Genomic DNA, 20,709 nt, shown 5'->3' with positions numbered 1-20,709 from the left:
AGCCACGTTATGTTGAGATTGAACATGAAAAGGGCCGTTCAAGTCTTCATTTGCTTTGTTATACTGATCACCACCGTATTTGTTATGAATCCAGGAAAAGCTGAAGCGATTGGGGTTAATCGGATGTTTCAACATCCTCATAACCCCAATAAATATTATTTTGTCGGGATGGTCTACTTTGAAACTTGGCGTGATGCTGCAGGGCAATGGACCGATACACCGCCAAGAGGAACAACAGATGTCGATGGCTTTGATTACATGTTTGAATTTAATTCGTCACGAAAAATAAAGAGCGTAAAAGTAAGTAAATTTAACTATAACCATGAGTATGGAGAAGAAATATTTGAAGCTTCAAGGACTGTAGAAATGGCTGAGAACCCCAAGGATTATTATGTTCGGGCTACATCGGAATCTTATTCCTTTACAGCTAAACCATGGACAGGCAAAGGCACGAACGTAGCTTATGTACCTGTTTATGTTAATAAAGGACTCTTAAAAGCAACTAGACCGGTCGACCGAAGAAAGGAAGAAGAGAAAGATGGAAAAGAGTTTGCTCCCAAGGTAGAAGGCTGGCGTTACTTCTTTCCAACTTTATTCGAAATCGAATTGGAGCCACCCGAAGGAAATGCGATCATTAAGCACTTCACGACCACCGGGAAATCACTGAATGGAGTGGACGGGTTTAAAGATCGGGAGGAAAAGCTTGAAAAGGATAAAGACTATGCTTTTAAGCACACTCCGGGAAACGAGCAGTATTCATACAAGGGTCATAAGAAAAGTACAGTTTCGGCGCCGAGTGGTGGCTCTATTACACCGGGAGATCCGGGAAAGTTTACTTATAACGGCAAGTTTCCAACATATTATTTGTACTTTTACTATGAAACTGAAGATGATCCTGAAAAGCCAACTCCTGAAGATCCACCACCAGGGGGTGTATGTACTCCCCCACAACCAGGAAGAGTGATATCGGGGAAATATATGGACCCGGTGGCTACGGCGGTCATCAAAGCAGACCAGCGCGGTAACGAGCGGTTTGATGTGCTGCAAGGCATACCGACATCGGAGAGCTTATACGGAAATATATCGGCAAGGAATTATCTCTTCCAGAATAAATTCGTAAATATGACCGGCACTTGTACGTTTAACGTGAATGTCGAGAAAACATGGACACTCAAGTGGGACCCTGGCAAGACAGTCACTGGAGCGGATGGTAAAACAAAAACAGTTCCGGACCCACAAGTAGATCAAGAGCCTGTTCAACAAACGCATCAAATTGTACGGCCGTACTCTTTTTGGGTCATTGACAACCTGGAAGTGTACAAGATCGATCAAGGGACACTTCGGAACTATGCTCTCCCCGGCGGTGAGATTACCATCTATCCGGAAGGGTATGAAGAACCGGAGTTCACGGCAGAACAAACAGGGAACTTTTATCCTCCTGAAAATCCCGGTACGGTAACAGCTCCGGGAGGCACCAAAAACGGAGGGAAAAGCAGGCCATCACCGCCAAATGAAAACTTAAAGAGCCACGCTGAAAAGGCTGTAGGCAAGGTTCAGGTGACCAATGATTCGCTTGAGTTTAACAGCCAAACCATTATGAATGGTGAAAAAGTCGAAGAAACCGGACCGACGCCAGGAAACATTCCAGCGCCAACACATATTGGGCCAGACGTATTATACAGTCCCGGTCACATCATTAGCAGCGATAAAGTCAACAAAGCCAACACAGTAAGCAATGGCACGATTAACTATGGCTTGATGCCCGGAAACATGAACGGCAGCAGCAACCAGGAGTTCCCGATCTACGAAATTAACACCGTTACAGTACATACCCCGGTTGTGAACTATTCTTCCGTTACCGATGATCAGGCACATAACCAAAAAACGAACCCGAATCCGGATCGGGCAGCGTTTATTTTAGAACGCCCCTTTACAGTCCGTATTCCAACGAACGGCCAGCATACGAATTATCCGGGTTACGGGAATCGCGATTATGCGAAGTATTTCCGAACCAAACAAGTGAAATTTCCATTCGATACGTATAACAGCAGTCGTACCATCTTCTATCCAAAGAACACCTGGATCGACATCCCGGTCCATCAATTGGATACGGAATTTTTCCTGCCGGTGTGGGTTGATGAAGGAGACTATCAAATAGAATTTCGGAATATCGCAGAAAATGCCCCTGCGAATTTTACCCAGCAGTCCAAAGCGAACCTGGACTTGATGCACCATGTGGCGACAGATGTTGAGCCCGTTGAAGTGATCGGGCGGGTGTACGATTTTCGAATTACGGACATCGCAGACTATAACTGGCAAACCGTATTTCGGACGCATAAGGGAAGCGCAGTGCCCAAGGGTAACGCTTATTGGACAGGTCAGCGAGATATCGATGGAGCTCCAAGAGGCAACCCGCTGCCTTATACACTGCCGATTGCGCCGGGAAAACATCCGCAGCCAGGATACAAAAATGTATCTGTGAAAACAGGCTACCATTTCAAGTTTGACCTGAAAACGAAAGGGAATATGTTCAGCGCAAAAGATGGCATTGCGATCACACCCAGCTTTTATTTTGTGAAAAAGGACGGGACCGGACGAATCCCGGTAGATCTTTATTATCACAGCAGCAGTCGAAACTTTGTTCGGATCGGCTCACCTGAAGACAAAGAGAAGCGATATGTCATTCTGAATGAACGGCTGAGAAATGTGCCGCTACGTGAAATGCAGGATACGGCATCCTATATGTACAATCACAGCGGCGCTTCACGCCAGATGTCGCCTGAGGCCTTTGCGAAGCAGTATATCGAGCGGATATCCAGGAAGAGGACGTGGATCGGCCGTTATGATTGGCTGCTACTGCCTTCTGAAATCCGTACGCTGATCGGACCTAAAGCCGGACTTCCCGCTTCGGTAGATCCGGAACGAGCGAATGCATCGATCCAGCGCTGGTATGGGGAATACAGCATTCCATCTGACGTTTACGCTGTGAAAAAGGGGACGAATCTAGCCGAGTACGGGCGCGGAAAAGGAATCGATGAAAAGTCGGATATTTTTTTGAAGGATGGTTTTATTGTCGTTAACTTTAATATCGAGACGATTCAAAACGGCAACCTGACTCGTCCGCATCTTCAGTATATCGATGCTCCTTTGATGAATCAGTGGAAGCTGGAAGGTTTCAGCAACACGTATATAGACCCGTATGGCTCAAAGTTCTCCCTGAAGGATGGGGATGCGGTATTTTATCATGCGGATCAGTCCAGCAAGAAAGATTTTTCTTCACAGGTTCCTCATTAGAAGCAAAACGGTGGCCAGGCCAGCATCTAGCTTGAAATACGTCACAATGAAAGTGTATTCATCTGTGCTATACTTCAAGAAATCACATCTTGTCAAGCAAAGAGGAGTGAAAGTGACGTGCTGCCTACAAGCATTATGTGGAAGACGGTATCGGAAGATTGCAATTTGGCCTGTGATTATTGTTATTACAGCAGTTGCCAAGGACAGCTAACAGGAAAGATCCGTATGATCGAAGACGATTTGCTGCAAAAGGTGATCATTCAAATGATGGGGGGTTCACAAGGAAGCGTATCCTTTGCCTGGCAAGGGGGTGAGCCGCTCCTGTCAGGACTCCCTTTCTTTGAGCGAGTTGTACAGCTGCAATCTTATTATGCTCCACCCAATACATTGATCAGTAATGCACTGCAAACGAATGGTACATTACTGAATGCGAAGTGGGCAGAATTTTTTCGCAAGTACTCCTTCTTGATCGGGGTAAGTGTGGACGGGCCTGAACATATACATAATAAGCGAAGAAAGACAGGCTCTGGAGCGGGTTCTTATGCACTTGTAATGAAAGGAATCGAGGAACTGCGCCGGGCGAAGGTGGATTTCAACGTTCTCATGGTTATTCACGAAGATAATGTTGAAAAGGCCGGAGTCCTGATGGAATGGCTTGAGCAGGAGCAGATTGATTACGTTCAATTTATTCCGTGCATGGACTTCCGTTCGCAGGAGGTGAGTGCGGCAGGCAAATATTTGATTACTCCAGAACAGTACGGACGCTTCCTGTGTGAAGCTTTTGACATATGGTATCGGGAAGGCACTCCCCGGATCTCTGTTCGTTTCTTTGACAATTGGCTGCAAAGATTAGTAGGACAAGAGCCGGAAGCATGTATTTTCCGGGAAGAATGCCCTTCGATCCTGATACTGGAGCAAAACGGGGACGCCTATCCTTGTGACTTTTACATCCACGATGATTACAAACTAGGGAATGCAGGTCTAGAGTCGTTGGAGTCGTTAATGAACAGCCCGATATGGAACACGTTTCACGCTCAAAAAAGACAGCTTTCTAACCACTGCATGAACTGCGAGTATTTGCACTATTGTCATGGTGGTTGTCCGCGCAATAGGGTCGGTCAACAGCAATCAGAGTCACCTGACTGCGATTATTTTTGCGAAAGCTATCGCATGCTTTATGCTCACGGGGAGCAGCGGATGCGGAAGCTGGCGAAAAGCATTCTCAAACGTCATCAAATTTCATTTCCCGGGAGAAATGAACGCTGCATTTGCGGTAGCGGCAGGAAAGCCAAGCTATGCTGTGCCAGGTAGAAATTATTTCTCGGGAAAGCGCAGGAAATGCCAAAACGTTCTACAGCATCACAAACTTCGACAAATCGGATTTTTCAAAAATATATGGAATGTTCAAAGTGGCCATAACGGGTAGTTCTTATTATAGCTAAAGAATAGAAAGGGGCAGAAATATGAGTACAGATACTGTTTTCAAGGCGTTTGTTATTCACAAGGATGATCAGGGGTTTCGCAGCGGTATAGAACATTGGCGTATGGACCAGCTGCCGGATGGGGATGTAACGATCCGTGTTCAGTATAGCGGTGTGAATTACAAGGACGGTCTTGCCAGCATTCCGGAAGGAAAGATTGTGAGAAGATATCCGTTCATTCCGGGAATCGATCTGGCGGGCACGGTTGTTGAATCGTTACATCCGTCTTTTAAAGAAGGTGACAAGGTGCTCTGTACAGGCTATGAACTTGGGGTTTCCCATGAAGGTGGATACAGTCAATACGCACGGGTAAAAGGCGACTGGCTGGTGCCACTGCCGGAAGGTCTAAGCCTAAAAGAAGCGATGGGGATCGGTACAGCTGGCTTTACAGCCGCTTTGTCGGTAGCAAGCCTCCTTCATAGCGGAGTTCAGCCGTCAGATGGCCCGGTTTTGGTTACCGGTGCAACAGGCGGTGTTGGCAGTTTTTCGATCTCCATGATGTCCAAGCTGGGGTTCGAAGTTGTAGCATCTACCGGCAAAATGGCAGCGCAAGGAGACTGGCTGACAACGATCGGCGCTCATCAGGTCATATCTCGGGAAGAAGCAGCACAGGACTCGAAGGGTGCACTTGCTGCTGAAAAATGGGCTGCTGTTATCGATCCGGTTGGCGGTCCCCAGTTATCGGGATTACTTAAGCACGTTAAATATGGCGGTGCTGTTGCACTTTCAGGTTTGACAGGCGGCGGTAATTTTGCAGCAACGGTTTATCCGTTTATTTTAAGAGGTGTGAAACTTTTGGGCATCGATTCCGTTTATTGTCCAATGAGTACGCGTCAAGAAATATGGAGCAAGCTGGCTGGTGAATGGAAGCCGGATAGCGCTCTGCAATCAGGAATTCACGTTCATTATTTGAATGCGCTACCTGAGATTTTAAACGATATATTAAGCGGCAAAGCAATCGGCCGTAGCGTCATCACACTTAGCGATAGGTCGGAAGCCGAATAATCAGGTTTCTCCCCAGGCATTCTAATCCTATAGAAAGGATGGATGAAGCTTGGGTAAAGGGTTAATCGCAGGACTGCTATCGATTTGCTTGCTGACGATATTTACGGGTTGCACGAAAGAGTACGCCAAGGAAGAAATGAAAAAGTATAATATGGAAGCATATGAAGAAGGGAATCAGGAGAAAAAAACGGAAGGCACCGGGTTAAACGGAAAGCTTCTGAATACGATGAAAGATCTGTTCAAGGAGCACGATATCGTGTTGACAAATGAAACGTATTTCGAAGACGAAGCCGGAACCATGTCGTACCAGTATCGTATAAACGATGACTCCAGCCAGTTGATTACCGTGTATATTTTTGCTGATGAACAGGCAAGAAGGAAAGGCATTGATGAGCTGTATGGTACTGGAAGACAGAACAAAAACGAAGTGATGGATCAAATGATTTTTGAAGAACGTGAAGGCGCGTTGGTATATACATCGGCGGGAGAAAAGAAGGACCAGTATTCGAAGCAGGTAAAGGCGGTAGCCTCCAAGGTGTTAAACGAACTGCCGCTTAAGAATCGAATGACAACGCCTAAGTAATAACAGGCTGAAAACAGCGGGCGCCTAAGGTGTGAACCTCGGGCGCCCGCTGTTTTGTGCATTAGGAATGGTCAGGCTTTACATATAAATCATCTGGGGCGCCCTTGTTTCTGAAGGATGCTTTGGTTCGGACTTTCTTACCGGTGTCTGTGAATTTCCCGAACGACATGTCTTAGCTCCGGCACAAGAATTTTCTCCAGTGCAAGCCGCACTGCCCCCGGGGAACCAGGCATGGAAAAGACGGCTGTATTACCGACTGTTCCGCCGATAGCCCGGCTCAGGATCGCCGATGGCCCGATCTCTTCATAGCTTAAGAAACGAAAAATTTCACCGAATCCTTTTAATTCTTTATCAATCAGAGAGGACACAGCCTCATAAGTACTGTCACGGTTGGAGATTCCTGTTCCCCCGGTTAAAAGCAAAGCTTCAATTTCAGGATTGCTGGAAGCTTCATAAATCAGCTCACGGATAGCGTTATAATCATCTTTTACGATGATATGCTTGACTACGCGATATCCGGCTTCTTCTAGTGCGGTTTTCATCCATCGCCCGCTCTCGTCGGTTTCAAACGTTCTTGTATCGGATACCGTAAGAATCATGCATGAGACGGTTTCTGGCGATTGCTGCCGATGTTCATCAACGGAATTTCTCATCTGAACAACTCCAATCTTATAAACTAGTGAACTTTAAGACAAGGCAACAGCTTTCCTTGCTGACGGAAGCTTAAGTGTAGTACACTCGCTAACATAGAATGCTGAGGAAGGACGATTCATATGAAAAGCACAATGACACCCATATACATATTATCAGGTTTTTTAGGCAGTGGTAAAACAACGTTGTTAACGAGGCTGATTCAATACTGGAAGCAGCAGAGCTTGAACCCTGCCATTGTAATGAATGAGATCGGCGAAGTCAATATTGATGGTCAGATCACCGGACACGATGTTCCCACGGCTGAATTGCTGAGCGGATGTATCTGCTGCTCCATCCGTGCAGACTTGACTTCAGAGCTTGCTTTATTGATACAGAATGAAAAGCCTGATGTCATCGCCATTGAGGCGACGGGTGCGGCCAATCCGCTGGAAATTTTGGATGCCGTCGCAGAAGCATCGCTTTACATGAAAATAGATGTAAAACATTTGATCACCGTGGTGGATTCCGCGCATCTTTTGGAACTGTATCAAACCCAGAAAGGAAAAAATTATAGGCTGATGCAGGAACAGATCCGTTGTGCCTCTACACTCATATTAAACAAAATAGACCGGATCAGTGAACAAGAACAGGAGGAAGTAGCTCGTATTGTACGAGGATGGAATGCTGTGGCAGCTATGATTCCTGCTGTACGTTGTGATGTAAACCCGGCAGTGCTGCTCGGGCCAACGTCTGATATAACCAGGCGGCAGTACTTTAATCACCCAATGGCGGCTGATGAAGCTCCGAAACATGAAGTTGTTCATGACCCTGGGGCTTGTTCACCGGAAATTAAACATGAGCCTGCACACAAACATAAGCTGAATCATGACCATACACATCATACTCATGATCATGTAATGTCCTACACGTATTATTTTCAGAAGCCTGTAAATAGCTATCATTTTGAAGCGTTTATAGCCGAACTTCCGAGAGAAATATATCGCGCCAAAGGGATTCTGACCTTTAGCGATACAGCCAGCCGCTTTTTGTTTCAATATGCCTTTAGAGAATCAGATTTTATGAAAATCAATCCCCAAGGACAAGTATCTGATGTGATCGTTCTTATCGGTGAACATTTCAGTCAGACAAAGATTCACGAGCAATTGCTTGAACTGGAAGCAAAATCAGGTGTACAATGTTAATATGAAGTTGTTAATTAATGTATTTTTTAGTAATATAGCCTAATGATCGTGTGACTTGGTTCACTTTGGGTTCGATCGGTTTAATACAATGACAGAGCGAAATCATGCTTGGGAGGTATACGAAATGAACAACGACCTACAATATAAAGATTGTATTGATGCATGTCTCCAAACCATGAATGCATGTAATGTGTGCTATGTTTCATGTTTAAAAGAATATGATATTGCCATGCTTCGTCAATGTATTACCTTGACCCGGGAATGCGCGGATATATGTTCGTTTGCTGCCGAGGCCATGACCCGAATGAGCCCGTACGCTTTTGATATTTGTGCTCTTTGCATCAAGATGTGTGAAGCTTGTGCAGAGGAATGTGAAAAGCATGTTCAAACCCATTGCAAACAGTGTGCAGAAGCTTGCCGAAAATGCGCAGAAGTGTGCCGTGAAATGTGCTTTGTAGCTTAAGTATCGATATCCGTTAAGGAATTATAGCCTGATATAAGTCGCCGAATAGGCGGCTTATTTTATGTTAACGATACCAGTTTTCCCTCGATCTAAGGACAAGCAATGTTTACCGAAATGAATAAGGAATTACGTTTATATATTATAATTTACTTGCAATTCAGTATGGAAACTTAAAAATACTTGTGATTACTTACCAAAATACTTATAATCGCTTATAAAGTGTAAGGAGGTGCTTTGTCATTTTTCAGGAAGAACGTATGTTGAAAATTCTTGAGTATTTGAAGCTGCATCACACGATGAGCGTGAAGCAAATTTGCGAGCAATTTCAAGTTTCGAAGGATACCGCACGCCGTGATGTTGTACGGCTTGTAGAGGAGGGGGCTGCAATCCGGACACACGGAGGGTTGGCGCTTCCAACATTGCAAAAGAAAATTGCATCCTATCAGGAGCGGTTAATCGAAGAATCTGCCAGCAAAAACAAGATCGGCAAGCTTGCCTCTAGTTTTATTCAGGATCATGAGGCCGTAATATTGGATGTTTCAACGACGGTTCAATTCGTTTCCAAGCATATCGAGGCTAAGCATATTACTGTAATCACGCATTCCATCGATAACGTTGGAATTTTATCCGACCGTGAAGAACTCCTTATTTATTTACTGGGCGGTTATTTGAATGTTAAAAGTCGTCTGTTATACGGATCATCCGTCATCGATAAGTTAAGCGAAATCCGCGCGGATAAGGCATTTATAGGTGCAAGCAGTATCCGTTCCGACGGAATATACTATCCCTATGAGGACGATGCACGGGTAAAGAAGGAAATCGCCCGCCGATCAGATCAGGTCATTGTCGTAGCAGACCATACTAAGTTCAGTGAAAAATCGGTGTACCGGTTAGACTTGGACTACGTTGATGTACTCGTTACCGACCAACCAATACCTGAGCAGTTAAAGGAAGCACTTGACCGGAAACAAATCGCGGTAATTGTGTGCGACGAGGAGGAATAGTAAGTGAGGAATGTGATTATATCCAATGTTCAAGCGGTTTTGAAGGACCGGATTATGCAACGGGCTATCATCTGGATTCGAGAAGGGCGTATTGTAAAAATTGAAGAGCAGAAAAGCACAGATAGCTCCGTATCGATGGTGGATGGAGACTACGAAATTTGGGATGGCCAAGGGCATCTGCTTATACCTGGAATGATTGATGTACATATTCATGGCGCAAACGGCTTCAATATGATGGATGGTACGGAGAAGAGCATTCAAGAGGTCTCGAACGTGTGCGCATCAACAGGATGCACATCTTTTTTGGCAACCTCTGTCACCTCAACGATGGAAGACCTGCTCGCGATGATTCGCAGTGTGAAACGGGTGATCGGACATGAAACAGGAGCGAAAATAGCCGGTATTCATTTAGAAGGTCCTTATTTGAATCCTAAACGTAAAGGTATGCAAAATGAAAAGTTTCTACGGCACCCGGATATCGATGAGATGAATCGTATTTTTAACGAAGCAGAAGGCCTCATCAAAATGGTTACGATTGCCCCGGAGCTGCCCGGCGGAATGGAGCTTATTTCCTTTCTGAAAGAGAAGGGGGTCGTCATTGCACTCGCACATTCCGATGCCACGTATGAGGAAGCGAAAGCGGCTTTTGCTGCAGGAGCAAGTCATGTTACACATTGTTTTAACGGCATGCGTCCGATCCATCACCGCGATCCCGGTCTCATCGTGGCTGCATTTGAAGAGAACCACGTCAGTCTACAAGCAATCGTGGATCAGGTGCATTTACACCCGGCAATAATCCGGCTGATGCATCGCATAAAGGGAGCTGAAGGCATGGTCTTAATTACCGATGCGCTCCAAGCGATGGGACTTGGCGACGGCACATACCATTTCGGCGGTCATCAAGTACAGGTATCGGGTGGAGTTGCCCGCCTGAATGACGGTACACTTGCTTCCAGCACAGTGAAAATGAACGAAGCTTTATATTACACGGTAAAGAATGGAATCCCGCTTCTTGATGCCGTTCATATGGCTTCCGCTACGCCGGCTGCCATTCTAGGACTCGGTCAGTTAGGAATGATCGAACAAGGCCGCTCCGCTGATTTGGTCCTACTGGATGATAAGTATGAGGTTCAATGGACGATGATCGGCGGTCAGCCTCGCTTTATAAAGAGCTAATTTTAAAGGGTTCGACGACTGAAAATGAAAAGTTGGGGACAAAATAAGGATGCTTTTCTAACCGTTCCATGTACAGTTTATGATTTCAACATCGAGAGGAGAGAACGGGGTGCAAGATTCCAAAAGAGATGCCAATCCTTCCATATTTGTCCCCTATATACCCGCATCCAGATCTATGGCAGAGCTCACCACATTTGCGATCGTGCTGGGGATCATTTTGGCCGTCGTATTTGCTGCTGCGAATGCCTACTTAGGCTTGAAAATCGGTTTGACAGTCAGTGCCTCGATTCCGGCAGCTGTCATCTCGCTTGGGGTGTTAAGAGGGATATTCCGCCGCAAATCGATTCTTGAAAACAACATCGTTCAGACGATGACAACTGCCGGCGAAGCCGTTGCTGCAGGTGCTATTTTTACCCTGCCGGCATTATATATGTGGGGCTATATCCCTTCGATGGCAACGATCAGTTTTATCGTGCTCGTCGGAGGTTTCCTTGGTGTAGCTATGATGGTTCCCCTTCGCCGATTGCTCATTGTGAATGAGCACGAGACTCTTCCTTACCCAGAGGGAACGGCTTGCGCTGAAGTGCTGATGTCCGGGGATGTCGGAGGAAAGAGCGCAAAGATGGTCGTTTATGGATTCCTGATCGGCGGTGCAGTCAAAGCGATGGGGGACGGATTCAAATGGTTCCGGACCGAAATTGAAACTAGTATTCTCCGATTTAAAAATGCAGTTGTAGGTTTGGATATTTTTCCGGCGCTGCTAGGGGTCGGTTACATTATCGGGCCAAGGATTGCCGGACAGATGCTGGCTGGTGGCGTACTGGCCTGGCTTGTCCTGATCCCGGCCATTTCTTTTATCGGAGCAGGAAGCGATGCTGTCGTAATCCCTTCGGCCACGCCGATTGGGGAGTTGGACGCCTGGGGAATCTGGGGGGATTATATCCGCTATATCGGTGCTGGAGCGGTCGCCGCCGGGGGATTGATTACGCTCGGCAAGACGCTACCCATGCTGTACCATTCCTTTACGGCAACGCTGCGAAGCTTGCAAAAGAAAGACAACTCCAAGGTGACGATCGAGCGTACGAATCGGGATATTCCAGGGATATGGGTATTTGGCATGATTGCCGTGCTGATTGTCATCATTGCGTTTGCCCCATTAACTGATGTAGGAATCGTAGGGGCATTAGCTATCGCTGTTTTTGGCTTTTTATTTGTTACCGTAGCGTCACGGATCGTAGGACTAGTAGGCAGTTCGTCTTCACCGGTATCAGGTATGACGATCGCAACTTTGCTGATCGTGACCTTTGTTTTCAAATTAACCGGTTTGTCAGGGGCAACCGGCATGATCGCTTCATTAACGGTAGGGGCCATTGTGTGTGTTGCCCTTGCGGTAGCGGGAGATATATCGCAGGACCTGAAGACCGGTTATTTGGTCGGCGGTACACCGTGGAAACAGCAGGTTGCCATGATGATTGGGGTGCTCGTATCGGGGCTTGTGATCGGTTTTATTTTGTCCGTACTGAATGAAAGCTATGGTCTCGGGTCGGAGGATCTTCCGGCACCAAAGGCCGTATTGATGCGGATTATCGTAGAAGGCATGATGGCAGGTAATTTACCTTGGGAACTGATATTTATAGGCGTGGCATCTGCCGTCGTCTTCGAATTGCTCGGTCTGAACTCTTTGACAGTTGCAGTTGGTATTTACTTGCCGATCCATGTGAGCACACCGATTATGGCAGGCGGCGTTGTACGATGGTTTGTAGAGAGAGTTTCAAAGAAAGATAGGGAACTGCTGAAGGCCAGAGTCGAAACCGGAACATTGTTGGCATCCGGTCTGATTGCAGGGGAGTCACTGGTTGGTGTCTTCATTGCTGTATTGATCTGGATGAATGTTGCAATCCCGGAGAATGTTCTCATTGAGAACAATTCGGTTCCGTTCCTTATATTTTTGGCTGTCATGATGATTCTGACATGGGGCGCACTAGCCGCTAAAAAAATACCTGTGTCCACAAGCAAGGAGTGAGCTTTTTGATCAGGATTCCGTATAAGAAACCAAAAAAAGTCCAAAATCTGCTCACGATGATTCCTGTTCTTAAAGAAGGGTTGTTTGTAGTTTATTGCAGCGAAAAGACTACGGTTTTCGTTCCACGAAAGTCCTGGATCGAGCGGCAAGCTATCCGCTTGCTGAAACAGCCTTCGGTTATTCAGGTAAAGCTTGATGCTCATGGGGCAGCGGTTATTAAAAAATGTGACGGACAGCATTCCATATCTGAGATCGCTTCTGCACTTTATGATGAGTTCGGGGAAGCAGTCGAGCCTCTCCTGCCCCGTTTAGTCAAGTTTATTGAAATGATGGAAGTGAATAACTGGATCGAATGGAGATCGGGACGCTGATTGCTTGTCAATATTGAACTATCTTGGAATAAAAGGGTACAATGAACTTAAAAGATGATGCAGGAGTAATGTATGAGATGGAAGTTCTGATTGAACTGGACAACGTAAGTAAGTTCTTCGGGAAACATCGGGCAATCCGGGATGCTACATGGTGTATTGCCCGTGGGGAATGTGTGGCGGTTACCGGCAGGAACGGCGCTGGGAAAAGTACTCTTTTACACCTGATTGCCGGTCTTGCCATTCCTACTCATGGAAAGAGGAAGGTCATTGCCGACAGTTTACGGATAGGATATGTGCCTGAGCGGTTCCCAAGTTTGCGTTTTTCCCCTGAGGAATATTTATTTCATGTTGCCAAAATTCAAGGGTTAAGCAATGAGGAAGCAAGGCGTGGTGTGGATGGTGTACTGTCGTTTTTCCAAATGCATGAGCACGCCAATCGAAGGATGAATCAGTTTTCAAAAGGAATGCTGCAAAAGATAAACCTGATGCAGGCCATGCTCGGTTCACCCGATGTGCTCCTGTTGGATGAGCCTTTGTCGGGGCTGGACGAGTCTTCACAGCATGATATGGTTTCGCTTCTCGGAGAAATTAAAAATCAAGGCACGGCGATCGTTATGTCTGTGCACGAACCTTTGTTGACGGCTGCATTGGCCGACAGGGTTGTTGCGATGGAACGGGGCGTCATTATACGTGATGCTCTTTATGAGCGGGGGAAAGCTGTCATTGGCACCAAGCTCGCCTTCCACAGTATTTCTCTGGAGGCGATGCATAACATAGAGAAGCTGAACGGCTTCTTATATTGGATATCGCGGGGAGCTCCGTTTGAAGCGGTGGTCAGAAAAGAATGCTCGGATGAATTTTTGTTATATGTGCTTAAAGAAGGCGGATCTGTGATATCACTGCAGCCGCTTTCCCAAGAACGGGCAGAACAGCTGAAGTATAATGCTGACGCTCAAAAAAAGGCGGTGGAAGGATGATCAGTTGGCCGCTGCTGCGATATTTGCTAGTAAGCTATACCCGCTCAAACCGTTATTTTGGACCGATCGCATTTATGGTTATATCCGTGTTGATTTTGTATTCTTACAAACCAAATCCGATCATGGACAGTTATGCTGTCACGTCAACCTTGTTGTTTATCGGATGTGCCTGGCTCGGCACAAGCTTTCTTAATCATGATCAAGGCAGACAAAACGTTCTTCTTATTTTACATAATGGAAGTGCACTGAAGTTTTATGCTACGCAGTATACGGCTCTGCTTCTTATTAGCAGTTTGATTAGTCTGGCAACGGTCGCTTATCCTTTAGTAACCGGGATGTTTGCTGAACCGGTAGGATTGACACGTTTGCTTGTCGCTCTTGCAGCTCATATTTTACTATCAGGTCTTGGAGCGGGGGTATCATTGTTTTTTCAACCCGGGTGGATCGAGAATCAGGGAAGAGCAGCTGGTTTCATGTTAATTTTAATCGTGCTCTCGATCGCTGGGATTTCGATTGCCGATCTGCTTCCAAAGGGCATCCATCTTCTTGCATACTTGCTTCCTCCGGTATCACTGATGATTGATACACTGATGCATGCGGATCAAAGAGGAGTCCTTCAGAGCACATACATCCTTCTTTTTACGTTTGGATATACAGCTGTCTTGCTTGCGATTTACCTTAAAGCTTCTCTGGCTAAAGATGCTGCTGAATTAATTCGAAAAGCAGGTTGATGCAGGATGAATCTTCCTTTACCATAGAGTAGGAAAGGTGAACATCAAACTCAATTTGCAGCCTATCCAACAGGAGGGAATGATGAAACAGACGCGACTGATGGACAGTGACCATTCCAAAGAGCTGCTTGCCTATTTCGGATTGGCGGTATACTACTCCCAGGCTTTGGAGCAGCAGCTGGCCAATCTGCTTATGCTCATTAAGCTGTCGAAGGGGCAGGTTCCTTCGGAAGAGGACTTTACACAACTGTACCAACGTAAACTGAGCAGCTCCTTAGGGCAGCTCGTTCAAGAAATACAGCATTATTTTTCTTTTTCCGAAGAAGAAACGATACAGCTGAAAGAAGTGTGGAAACAGCGCAATCATATCGTTCATGATTATTTTAAAGAACGGATTCACGAAACGTTTAACGCGGCAGGACGATCGAGGATGATTCAGGAGCTGACGGATTTTAAGGATCGAGCTCAGGCGCTTGAACAGAAGCTGCAGGGCTATTCTCGGGAAATGTACATCAAATTGGGATTAGAGGAAGATAAAGAGGAATCTTTATTTTAAAAATGAAAAGAAAAAATGAAAACATAAAATCTTGAAACAATTTCCACAAACCTTGCGTCAGAAAGGATAGGAGGTGCAGTTTTATGCCAAAAATGATAAAAATGGTATCAGCTTTGCTTATCTCTTCTTCACTTCTTGGCGCAGGAGCTGTTCCGGCTTCGGCGTTTTCGGATATCAAGGACAGTGGAGACTTGGCAATTGTAAAATCCCTTCAAGATAAGGGTATTATCCAGGGAGTTACGGCGGACAAGTTTGTCCCGCAAACGACGATTACAGCGGCACAGGCTGTTCAAATGGTCGTGAAGGCGACAGGTTTGAAACCACTGCCAAACATCAGCGGTAAATCATTTAGCACCGTTCCGGACGGGGCTTGGTATGCGGAAGCCGTGAATATCGCCGCTCAGCATGGTTTACCGGTTTCAGCTGAGATGAAGTGGAACGAGCCAATGACCCGCGAGGATTTTGCCAACCTGCTTGCGACTGCGATACAGAAGACAGGCAACTATCCTGTTGTGAAGATGTATGTTCACATAGCGGATGAAAATCAGATGAAAGAAGAGAGTCGCGGGGCAGTACAATTCTTGGTTCTGACCAAAATGGCTAAGCTAGATAAAGAAGCCAAGTTTCATCCGAAGCAAAACTTAACCCGTATGGAAGCAGCCAGGATGACCCATGCGGCCATGCAGTTTATTCAGAGCCACAAGCAAGGCGGTGGCGGAGGTGAAGAGCAGTCCGGGGAAGAGGCTTCAACTCAAATTGTGAAAATCAATGATAAGGTAAACAAGGTGATCATTACGAAAGAGAATCTTCCTCATCCGGGTTACGGGATTACGGTAACATCCATCGATTTCGTAAGTGACAAGCAGGCGATTGTCTACTATCAAATCGTACAGCCGGACCCAAATAAATTCTACCCGCAGGTCATTTCTTCGGCATCGACAGAAACGTATGTCCCGTCACAGTATGAAGTGAAGGTGAAAGCAGCGCCGGGTAACTCTGTTCAAGGTCCGGATCAAATACGGTAAGTGAAGGGGCTGTCCCGAAAGGTCGAATGACCCGGGACAGCCCCTTCATATTTCAAAGCGTGTTCGTTTTATAACAGGAATCTATGCTAAACGTTCCCCGCGGCAACTTTTGCAGCTGTGCCTGTTGCAACAGGTGTTTTGTCAACGTTAGGCTGCTCCGTCGCTCCTTGCTGAAGCTGATACATTTTGTAATAACGGCCGCGAAGCTCCATAAGCTCGTCATGCGAGCCTTTTTCGACGATTTCTCCCCGATGGAGAACGAGAATTTGATCCGCATTGCGTATGGTGGACAGGCGGTGGGCGATGATAAATGTGGTGCGTCCTTTCTTTAGAACCTCCAGCGCATCTTGTATGATCGCTTCGGTTTCCGTATCGATACTGGCAGTCGCCTCATCCAGGATCAGGATGGCCGGGTTAAATGCAAGGGCGCGAGCGAAGGAGATCAGCTGCCTTTGTCCGGCTGAAAGCGTACTGCCTTTTTCAATAACAGGTTCGTCAAAGCCTTGCGGCAGATGGGCAAGCAGGCGGTCTGCTCCAACATCACACAGCGCTTTTTCGATCTGTTCACGAGTGATCTTTGCATTCCAGAGACTGACGTTGGAAGCGATTGTCCCTGTAAACAAATACGGATCTTGCAGGACGATTCCCATATGCTGGCGAAGCCATTGTTTTGGAATATCGGTAACAGGCTGACCGTCAATCGTAATGGTCCCTTTTTGCGGATCGTAGAACCGAAAGAGCAGGTTGATAATGGAGCTTTTGCCTGATCCCGTATGCCCTACGAGAGCGACGGTTTCTCCTTGCTTCGCTTCAAATGAAATGTTTTTCAGGACATCGTCTTTTTTGTAGGCAAAATATACATTGCTGAACTCAACATTCCCCAAATAACGAGGCATGGAGCCGTCAGTAACCACTTCACCTTGTTCATCCATCAGTTCAAATACCCGCTTCGCGGATACAATGGATGAATCCAGGGCAGCGAGCTGGTTGACCATCCCGGTAACCGGCTGAAACATCCGTCCCATCAGATCGACATAAGCGTACAGTACACCGATGGAAACGATCCCGGTACCATCCAGAGATGCCGCACCGAAATACCAAAGGATGACGACAAATGATATGTTGCGAAGCACATTGACCAGGTTGTGAGTTGTGAGCGAGTTCAGGTTCAGCATTTTGTTCTGATGTGCCATATAGTCTTCGTTTAATGTTTCAAATTCTTCCCGGGTCGCCTTTTGGCGGCGGAAGACGCGAATGATGGGCATTCCTTGAATGGACTCGTTAATGATAGCGTTGATCTCACTTAAGCGGGATCGGATGACGACATTGTATTTTGTTGCAAATTTGCGATAAAGTATGGTCCATATGATGAGCATGGGAATAACGAACAAGCTGATCAGTCCCAGCTTTACATCCAGAAGGAACAGGGCCACATAAACTCCGGCAATATAGATGATGCCTGATGCGAAATTGGAAAGTACGGCGACAAACAGTTCCTTGACCGCTTCCGTATCGTTCGTTACTCGCGAAACAACCTTTCCAGCCGGAAGGTTATCGAAGAAATGTACGGGCAGTCGCTGGATATGGGCGTAAACATCGGTACGCAGCTTTTGAATGACACGGTTCGCGGAGGACTGAAGCCAGTAGGTTCTTGCAAACACGGCGATCATTGACACTACCATGGCAATCAGAAACAGTCCTACCAGCTTATAAATGCTAGGCAGCTCCGGTTCATAAAATGCGAACAATTCGGTGGTGGAGAGTTTGACGGCCGGATATTGAGCACTCTCATCCCCATAAGTAATCGTCATCATGCCATCTTGGAAAGAGCGCTTACCGTCGGTACGAACCACCGGTTCATTAATGAAATAAAAGCTTTTTCCAGATTGGAGAATTCGAACCTCCTGGCCTTTTGCTTCGTTTTCCTCAAAGCGGTCCCCTCGTTTATAATACTTGTTGTTATAGGCGGCAGCACCTTCAGCATTTGTTGTCTCGTAATGGGGCCTTTCAATGCCCAGGATATGATTGTCTATCATGCTTTTGGCGATAAAGGGGCCCGCCAGTTCTGCCGCTACCCCTATAGCCAGCATAATCAATGCGGCAATAAAGGTCCCTTTAGCTGTTAATGCATACCGGAACAGCCTTTTGGCTATTCCGGATTCATTCGATATCGTATGTTCAACCGGAGTCAATTAAGACACCTCCTCGGAGGTCAGATTATTTTCAATTTGCTGTCGTTCAAACTGCTCGCGATACCATCCGTTCATGGCTAGCAGTTGTTCATGAGTACCCTGCTCGGCAATACGTCCATCGTCCAGCACGACGATCCAATCGGCATGTTGGACTGCGGACAGGCGATGGGTCGAGATCAGGGTTGTTTTTCCTGCGCGTTTGCTTCGGATGTTCTCGATGATCCTCGCCTCTGTCCGGGCATCGACCGCAGACAGCGCGTCATCCAGAATCAGCATATCCGGGTCCGAAATAAACGCCCGGGCTAAGGATACTCGCTGCTTCTGTCCGCCGGAAAGAGCAACCCCTTTTTCTCCAACAATCGTATCGAGACCGTCAGAGAGTGTATGCAAGTCCCGGTCAAATGCAGCAGTTGCAATCGCATCCATAATGATTTCATCGGAGGCATCTTTTTTACCGAATTGGATGTTTTGCCTCACCGTTCTGGAAAAAAGGATTTGTTCTTGAGGAACATAACCGATCCAACTGTGAAGCCGGTCTTTGGACAGCATTTCAATCGGTACGCCGGAAATAAGGATTTCTCCTGTTCCGGTAGGATATTCATGCAGCAGCTGTTTCAGAAGCGTTGTTTTTCCACTGCCGGTACGTCCAACTATACCGAGTGTCTGACCTTTTTGAAGCGTCAGCGAAACATCGATCAGATTATCGACCGTAGAGGTCGGATATCGGAATGTCACTTGTTTAAATTCAATGGTATCCGGCGATGCCACATCAATCGGTTCTGCAGGGTCTATAACATCCGGTGCAGTGAACAGAGTTTCATTTACACGGTCTAACGAAGCATTACCGCGCTGCATAATATTGATGAGTTCTCCGATGGCAAACATCGGCCAGATCATCATCCCGAGATACATATTGAACGATACGAGATCTCCAAGGGTAATCTGATTCTGGAACACCATGTATACGCCGTAAGCCAGGCCAATGACGTAACTTAAACCAATCGAGAAATTTATCGTAGGCTCGAACAGGGCATCAACCCTGGCGACTGCCAGATTTTTGCGGTAAACATCATCCGTGATTTCCTGAAAACGGCGCTGATCCTCACGCTCCTGTACATAAGCCCGAACAACTCGAACGCCAGCTACCGATTCCAGCACCTGATCGTTCATTACGCCAAAAGCGTCCTGTGCAGCGGTGTAACGTTTATGGATCGCCCTGCCGTAAATAACCATCCCTACCGCAATGATAGGAAGCGGCAGGATCGCTGCAAGCGTCAGTTTCCAGCTAATGATAAATCCCATGGCGAAGAGAATAATGATGAGGAATACTGTTGAATCGGTCATTACCAGTATGCCGAAGCCAGCGGTTGCCGCAACGGAGCGAAGGTCGTTTGTTGCTTTAGCCATTAGATCGCCAGTACGGTTCTTTTCAAAAAATGGCGGAAGCATTCCAAGAAGGTGGTTCATATAGCGTGAGCGAAGCATCCGTTCCATCAGGTTTGCACCGCCAAAAATGCGGTGCATCCATATGTATGTAGCGAGATAAATGATCGCAACAACTCCAATGATGAGCAATAAATATTGAGCGAGCGATGCCCATGATATTGCGCTGGTGACAATATCATCAATGGCTTTGCCAAGCAGCAGCGGCGGGATCAGCTCCAGCAAGCTGCAAAAGGTGAGAAAGAATAGTCCGATGAGATATCTTTTCTTCTCAAGCTTGAAAAACCAGCCTAAATTTTTTAATACGGCGAACAAAATAATCCCTTCCTTTCATATTTGGGCAGATTTGAAGTTCCCCAAATAACCAAAAAAAGCATACCATCCCGAAAACGGACGATATGCTTCAATTCATCGGCTTCATCGAAAAACTTATCATACGCACGGATATAGGAACGACATCCGGGCGGCAGAGATACTTAATATCTTACATGAGAACATGAAGATACTCCGGTAGGGTGTCGTCAGTATTCAGTTGTGAACCAAGATCGAT

At 46.4% G+C, this 20,709-nt stretch carries 17 protein-coding genes; 14 read left to right on the top strand and 3 right to left on the bottom strand.

Translation table 11 applies throughout. From position 1 onward, the window contains the following. Positions 1-9: 9 nt before the first annotated feature. From C8268_RS01235 to C8268_RS01220, 4 genes are all read left to right on the top strand, one after another. Positions 10-3,294, top strand: coding sequence for a DUF5704 domain-containing protein (locus C8268_RS01235; RefSeq protein ID WP_106765987.1), 3,285 nt, complete (start codon positions 10-12; stop codon positions 3,292-3,294). A gap of 117 nt (positions 3,295-3,411) precedes the next feature. After that, positions 3,412-4,605, top strand: a complete 1,194-nt coding sequence (locus C8268_RS01230; protein ID WP_234032644.1) for an anaerobic sulfatase maturase — start codon at positions 3,412-3,414, stop codon at positions 4,603-4,605. Positions 4,606-4,757: 152 nt separating this feature from the next. Further along, a complete protein-coding gene (locus tag C8268_RS01225) occupies positions 4,758-5,780 on the top strand; it encodes an acrylyl-CoA reductase family protein (RefSeq protein ID WP_106765986.1) in 1,023 nt (340 codons plus the stop codon). 49 nt (positions 5,781-5,829) lie between these two features. Beyond that, positions 5,830-6,363 (top strand): hypothetical protein, encoded by a 534-nt coding sequence (locus C8268_RS01220; protein WP_106765985.1) that lies wholly within the window; start codon positions 5,830-5,832, stop codon positions 6,361-6,363. A gap of 137 nt (positions 6,364-6,500) precedes the next feature. Here C8268_RS01220 and C8268_RS01215 read toward each other — a convergent pair whose 3' ends face one another. Continuing rightward, the gene (locus C8268_RS01215; protein WP_106765984.1) at positions 6,501-7,016 is read right to left on the bottom strand and encodes a MogA/MoaB family molybdenum cofactor biosynthesis protein; all 516 of its coding nucleotides are present in this window, start codon (positions 7,014-7,016) and stop codon (positions 6,501-6,503) included. Positions 7,017-7,136: 120 nt separating this feature from the next. Between C8268_RS01215 and C8268_RS01210 the strand changes: the two genes are divergently transcribed. The 10 genes from C8268_RS01210 to C8268_RS01165 all read left to right on the top strand — a co-directional run bounded on the left by C8268_RS01210 (position 7,137) and on the right by C8268_RS01165 (position 16,524). After that, a complete protein-coding gene (locus C8268_RS01210; RefSeq protein ID WP_106765983.1) occupies positions 7,137-8,198 on the top strand; it encodes a CobW family GTP-binding protein in 1,062 nt (353 codons plus the stop codon). Positions 8,199-8,322: 124 nt separating this feature from the next. Further along, positions 8,323-8,661, top strand: a complete 339-nt coding sequence (locus C8268_RS01205; protein WP_106765982.1) for a four-helix bundle copper-binding protein — start codon at positions 8,323-8,325, stop codon at positions 8,659-8,661. Positions 8,662-8,918: 257 nt separating this feature from the next. Continuing rightward, positions 8,919-9,665: a DeoR/GlpR family DNA-binding transcription regulator gene (locus C8268_RS01200; protein WP_234032643.1), complete on the top strand. Its 747-nt coding sequence runs from the start codon at positions 8,919-8,921 to the stop codon at positions 9,663-9,665. A 3-nt stretch (positions 9,666-9,668) separates the two neighbouring features. Then, on the top strand, positions 9,669-10,841 hold the full coding sequence (gene nagA, locus C8268_RS01195; protein ID WP_106765980.1) for an N-acetylglucosamine-6-phosphate deacetylase: 1,173 nt from the start codon (positions 9,669-9,671) through the stop codon (positions 10,839-10,841). A 175-nt stretch (positions 10,842-11,016) separates the two neighbouring features. Beyond that, a complete protein-coding gene (locus C8268_RS01190; protein ID WP_234032942.1) occupies positions 11,017-12,864 on the top strand; it encodes an OPT family oligopeptide transporter in 1,848 nt (615 codons plus the stop codon). Between the two features lie 5 nt (positions 12,865-12,869). Continuing rightward, positions 12,870-13,235 (top strand): PqqD family protein, encoded by a 366-nt coding sequence (locus C8268_RS01185; RefSeq protein WP_234032642.1) that lies wholly within the window; start codon positions 12,870-12,872, stop codon positions 13,233-13,235. Positions 13,236-13,276: 41 nt separating this feature from the next. Continuing rightward, positions 13,277-14,212 (top strand): ABC transporter ATP-binding protein, encoded by a 936-nt coding sequence (locus C8268_RS01180; protein WP_234032641.1) that lies wholly within the window; start codon positions 13,277-13,279, stop codon positions 14,210-14,212. Next, a complete protein-coding gene (locus tag C8268_RS01175; protein WP_234032640.1) occupies positions 14,209-14,943 on the top strand; it encodes a hypothetical protein in 735 nt (244 codons plus the stop codon). Before C8268_RS01180 ends, C8268_RS01175 begins: the two co-directional genes overlap by 4 nt. 82 nt (positions 14,944-15,025) lie before the next feature. Then, positions 15,026-15,499 carry a hypothetical protein gene (locus tag C8268_RS01170; RefSeq protein WP_106765978.1) on the top strand — a complete coding sequence of 158 codons (474 nt, stop codon included), beginning with the start codon at positions 15,026-15,028 and terminating at the stop codon, positions 15,497-15,499. 83 nt (positions 15,500-15,582) lie between these two features. Next, a complete protein-coding gene (locus C8268_RS01165; RefSeq protein ID WP_106765977.1) occupies positions 15,583-16,524 on the top strand; it encodes an S-layer homology domain-containing protein in 942 nt (313 codons plus the stop codon). Positions 16,525-16,610: 86 nt separating this feature from the next. Here the strand turns inward: C8268_RS01165 and C8268_RS01160 are convergent, their stop codons facing one another. Then, a complete protein-coding gene (locus C8268_RS01160; RefSeq protein ID WP_106765976.1) occupies positions 16,611-18,716 on the bottom strand; it encodes an ABC transporter ATP-binding protein in 2,106 nt (701 codons plus the stop codon). Next, positions 18,717-20,474 (bottom strand): ABC transporter ATP-binding protein, encoded by a 1,758-nt coding sequence (locus C8268_RS01155; RefSeq protein ID WP_106765975.1) that lies wholly within the window; start codon positions 20,472-20,474, stop codon positions 18,717-18,719. Positions 20,475-20,709: the final 235 nt, after the last annotated feature.

Origin of the sequence: Paenibacillus faecalis, from assembly GCF_900289175.1 — a bacterium.
Classification (GTDB): domain Bacteria; phylum Bacillota; class Bacilli; order Paenibacillales; family Paenibacillaceae; genus Paenibacillus_AQ; species Paenibacillus_AQ faecalis.
Note: the sequence above shows the minus strand (reverse complement) of the source record. Positions and strands in the feature narration are given on the sequence as shown.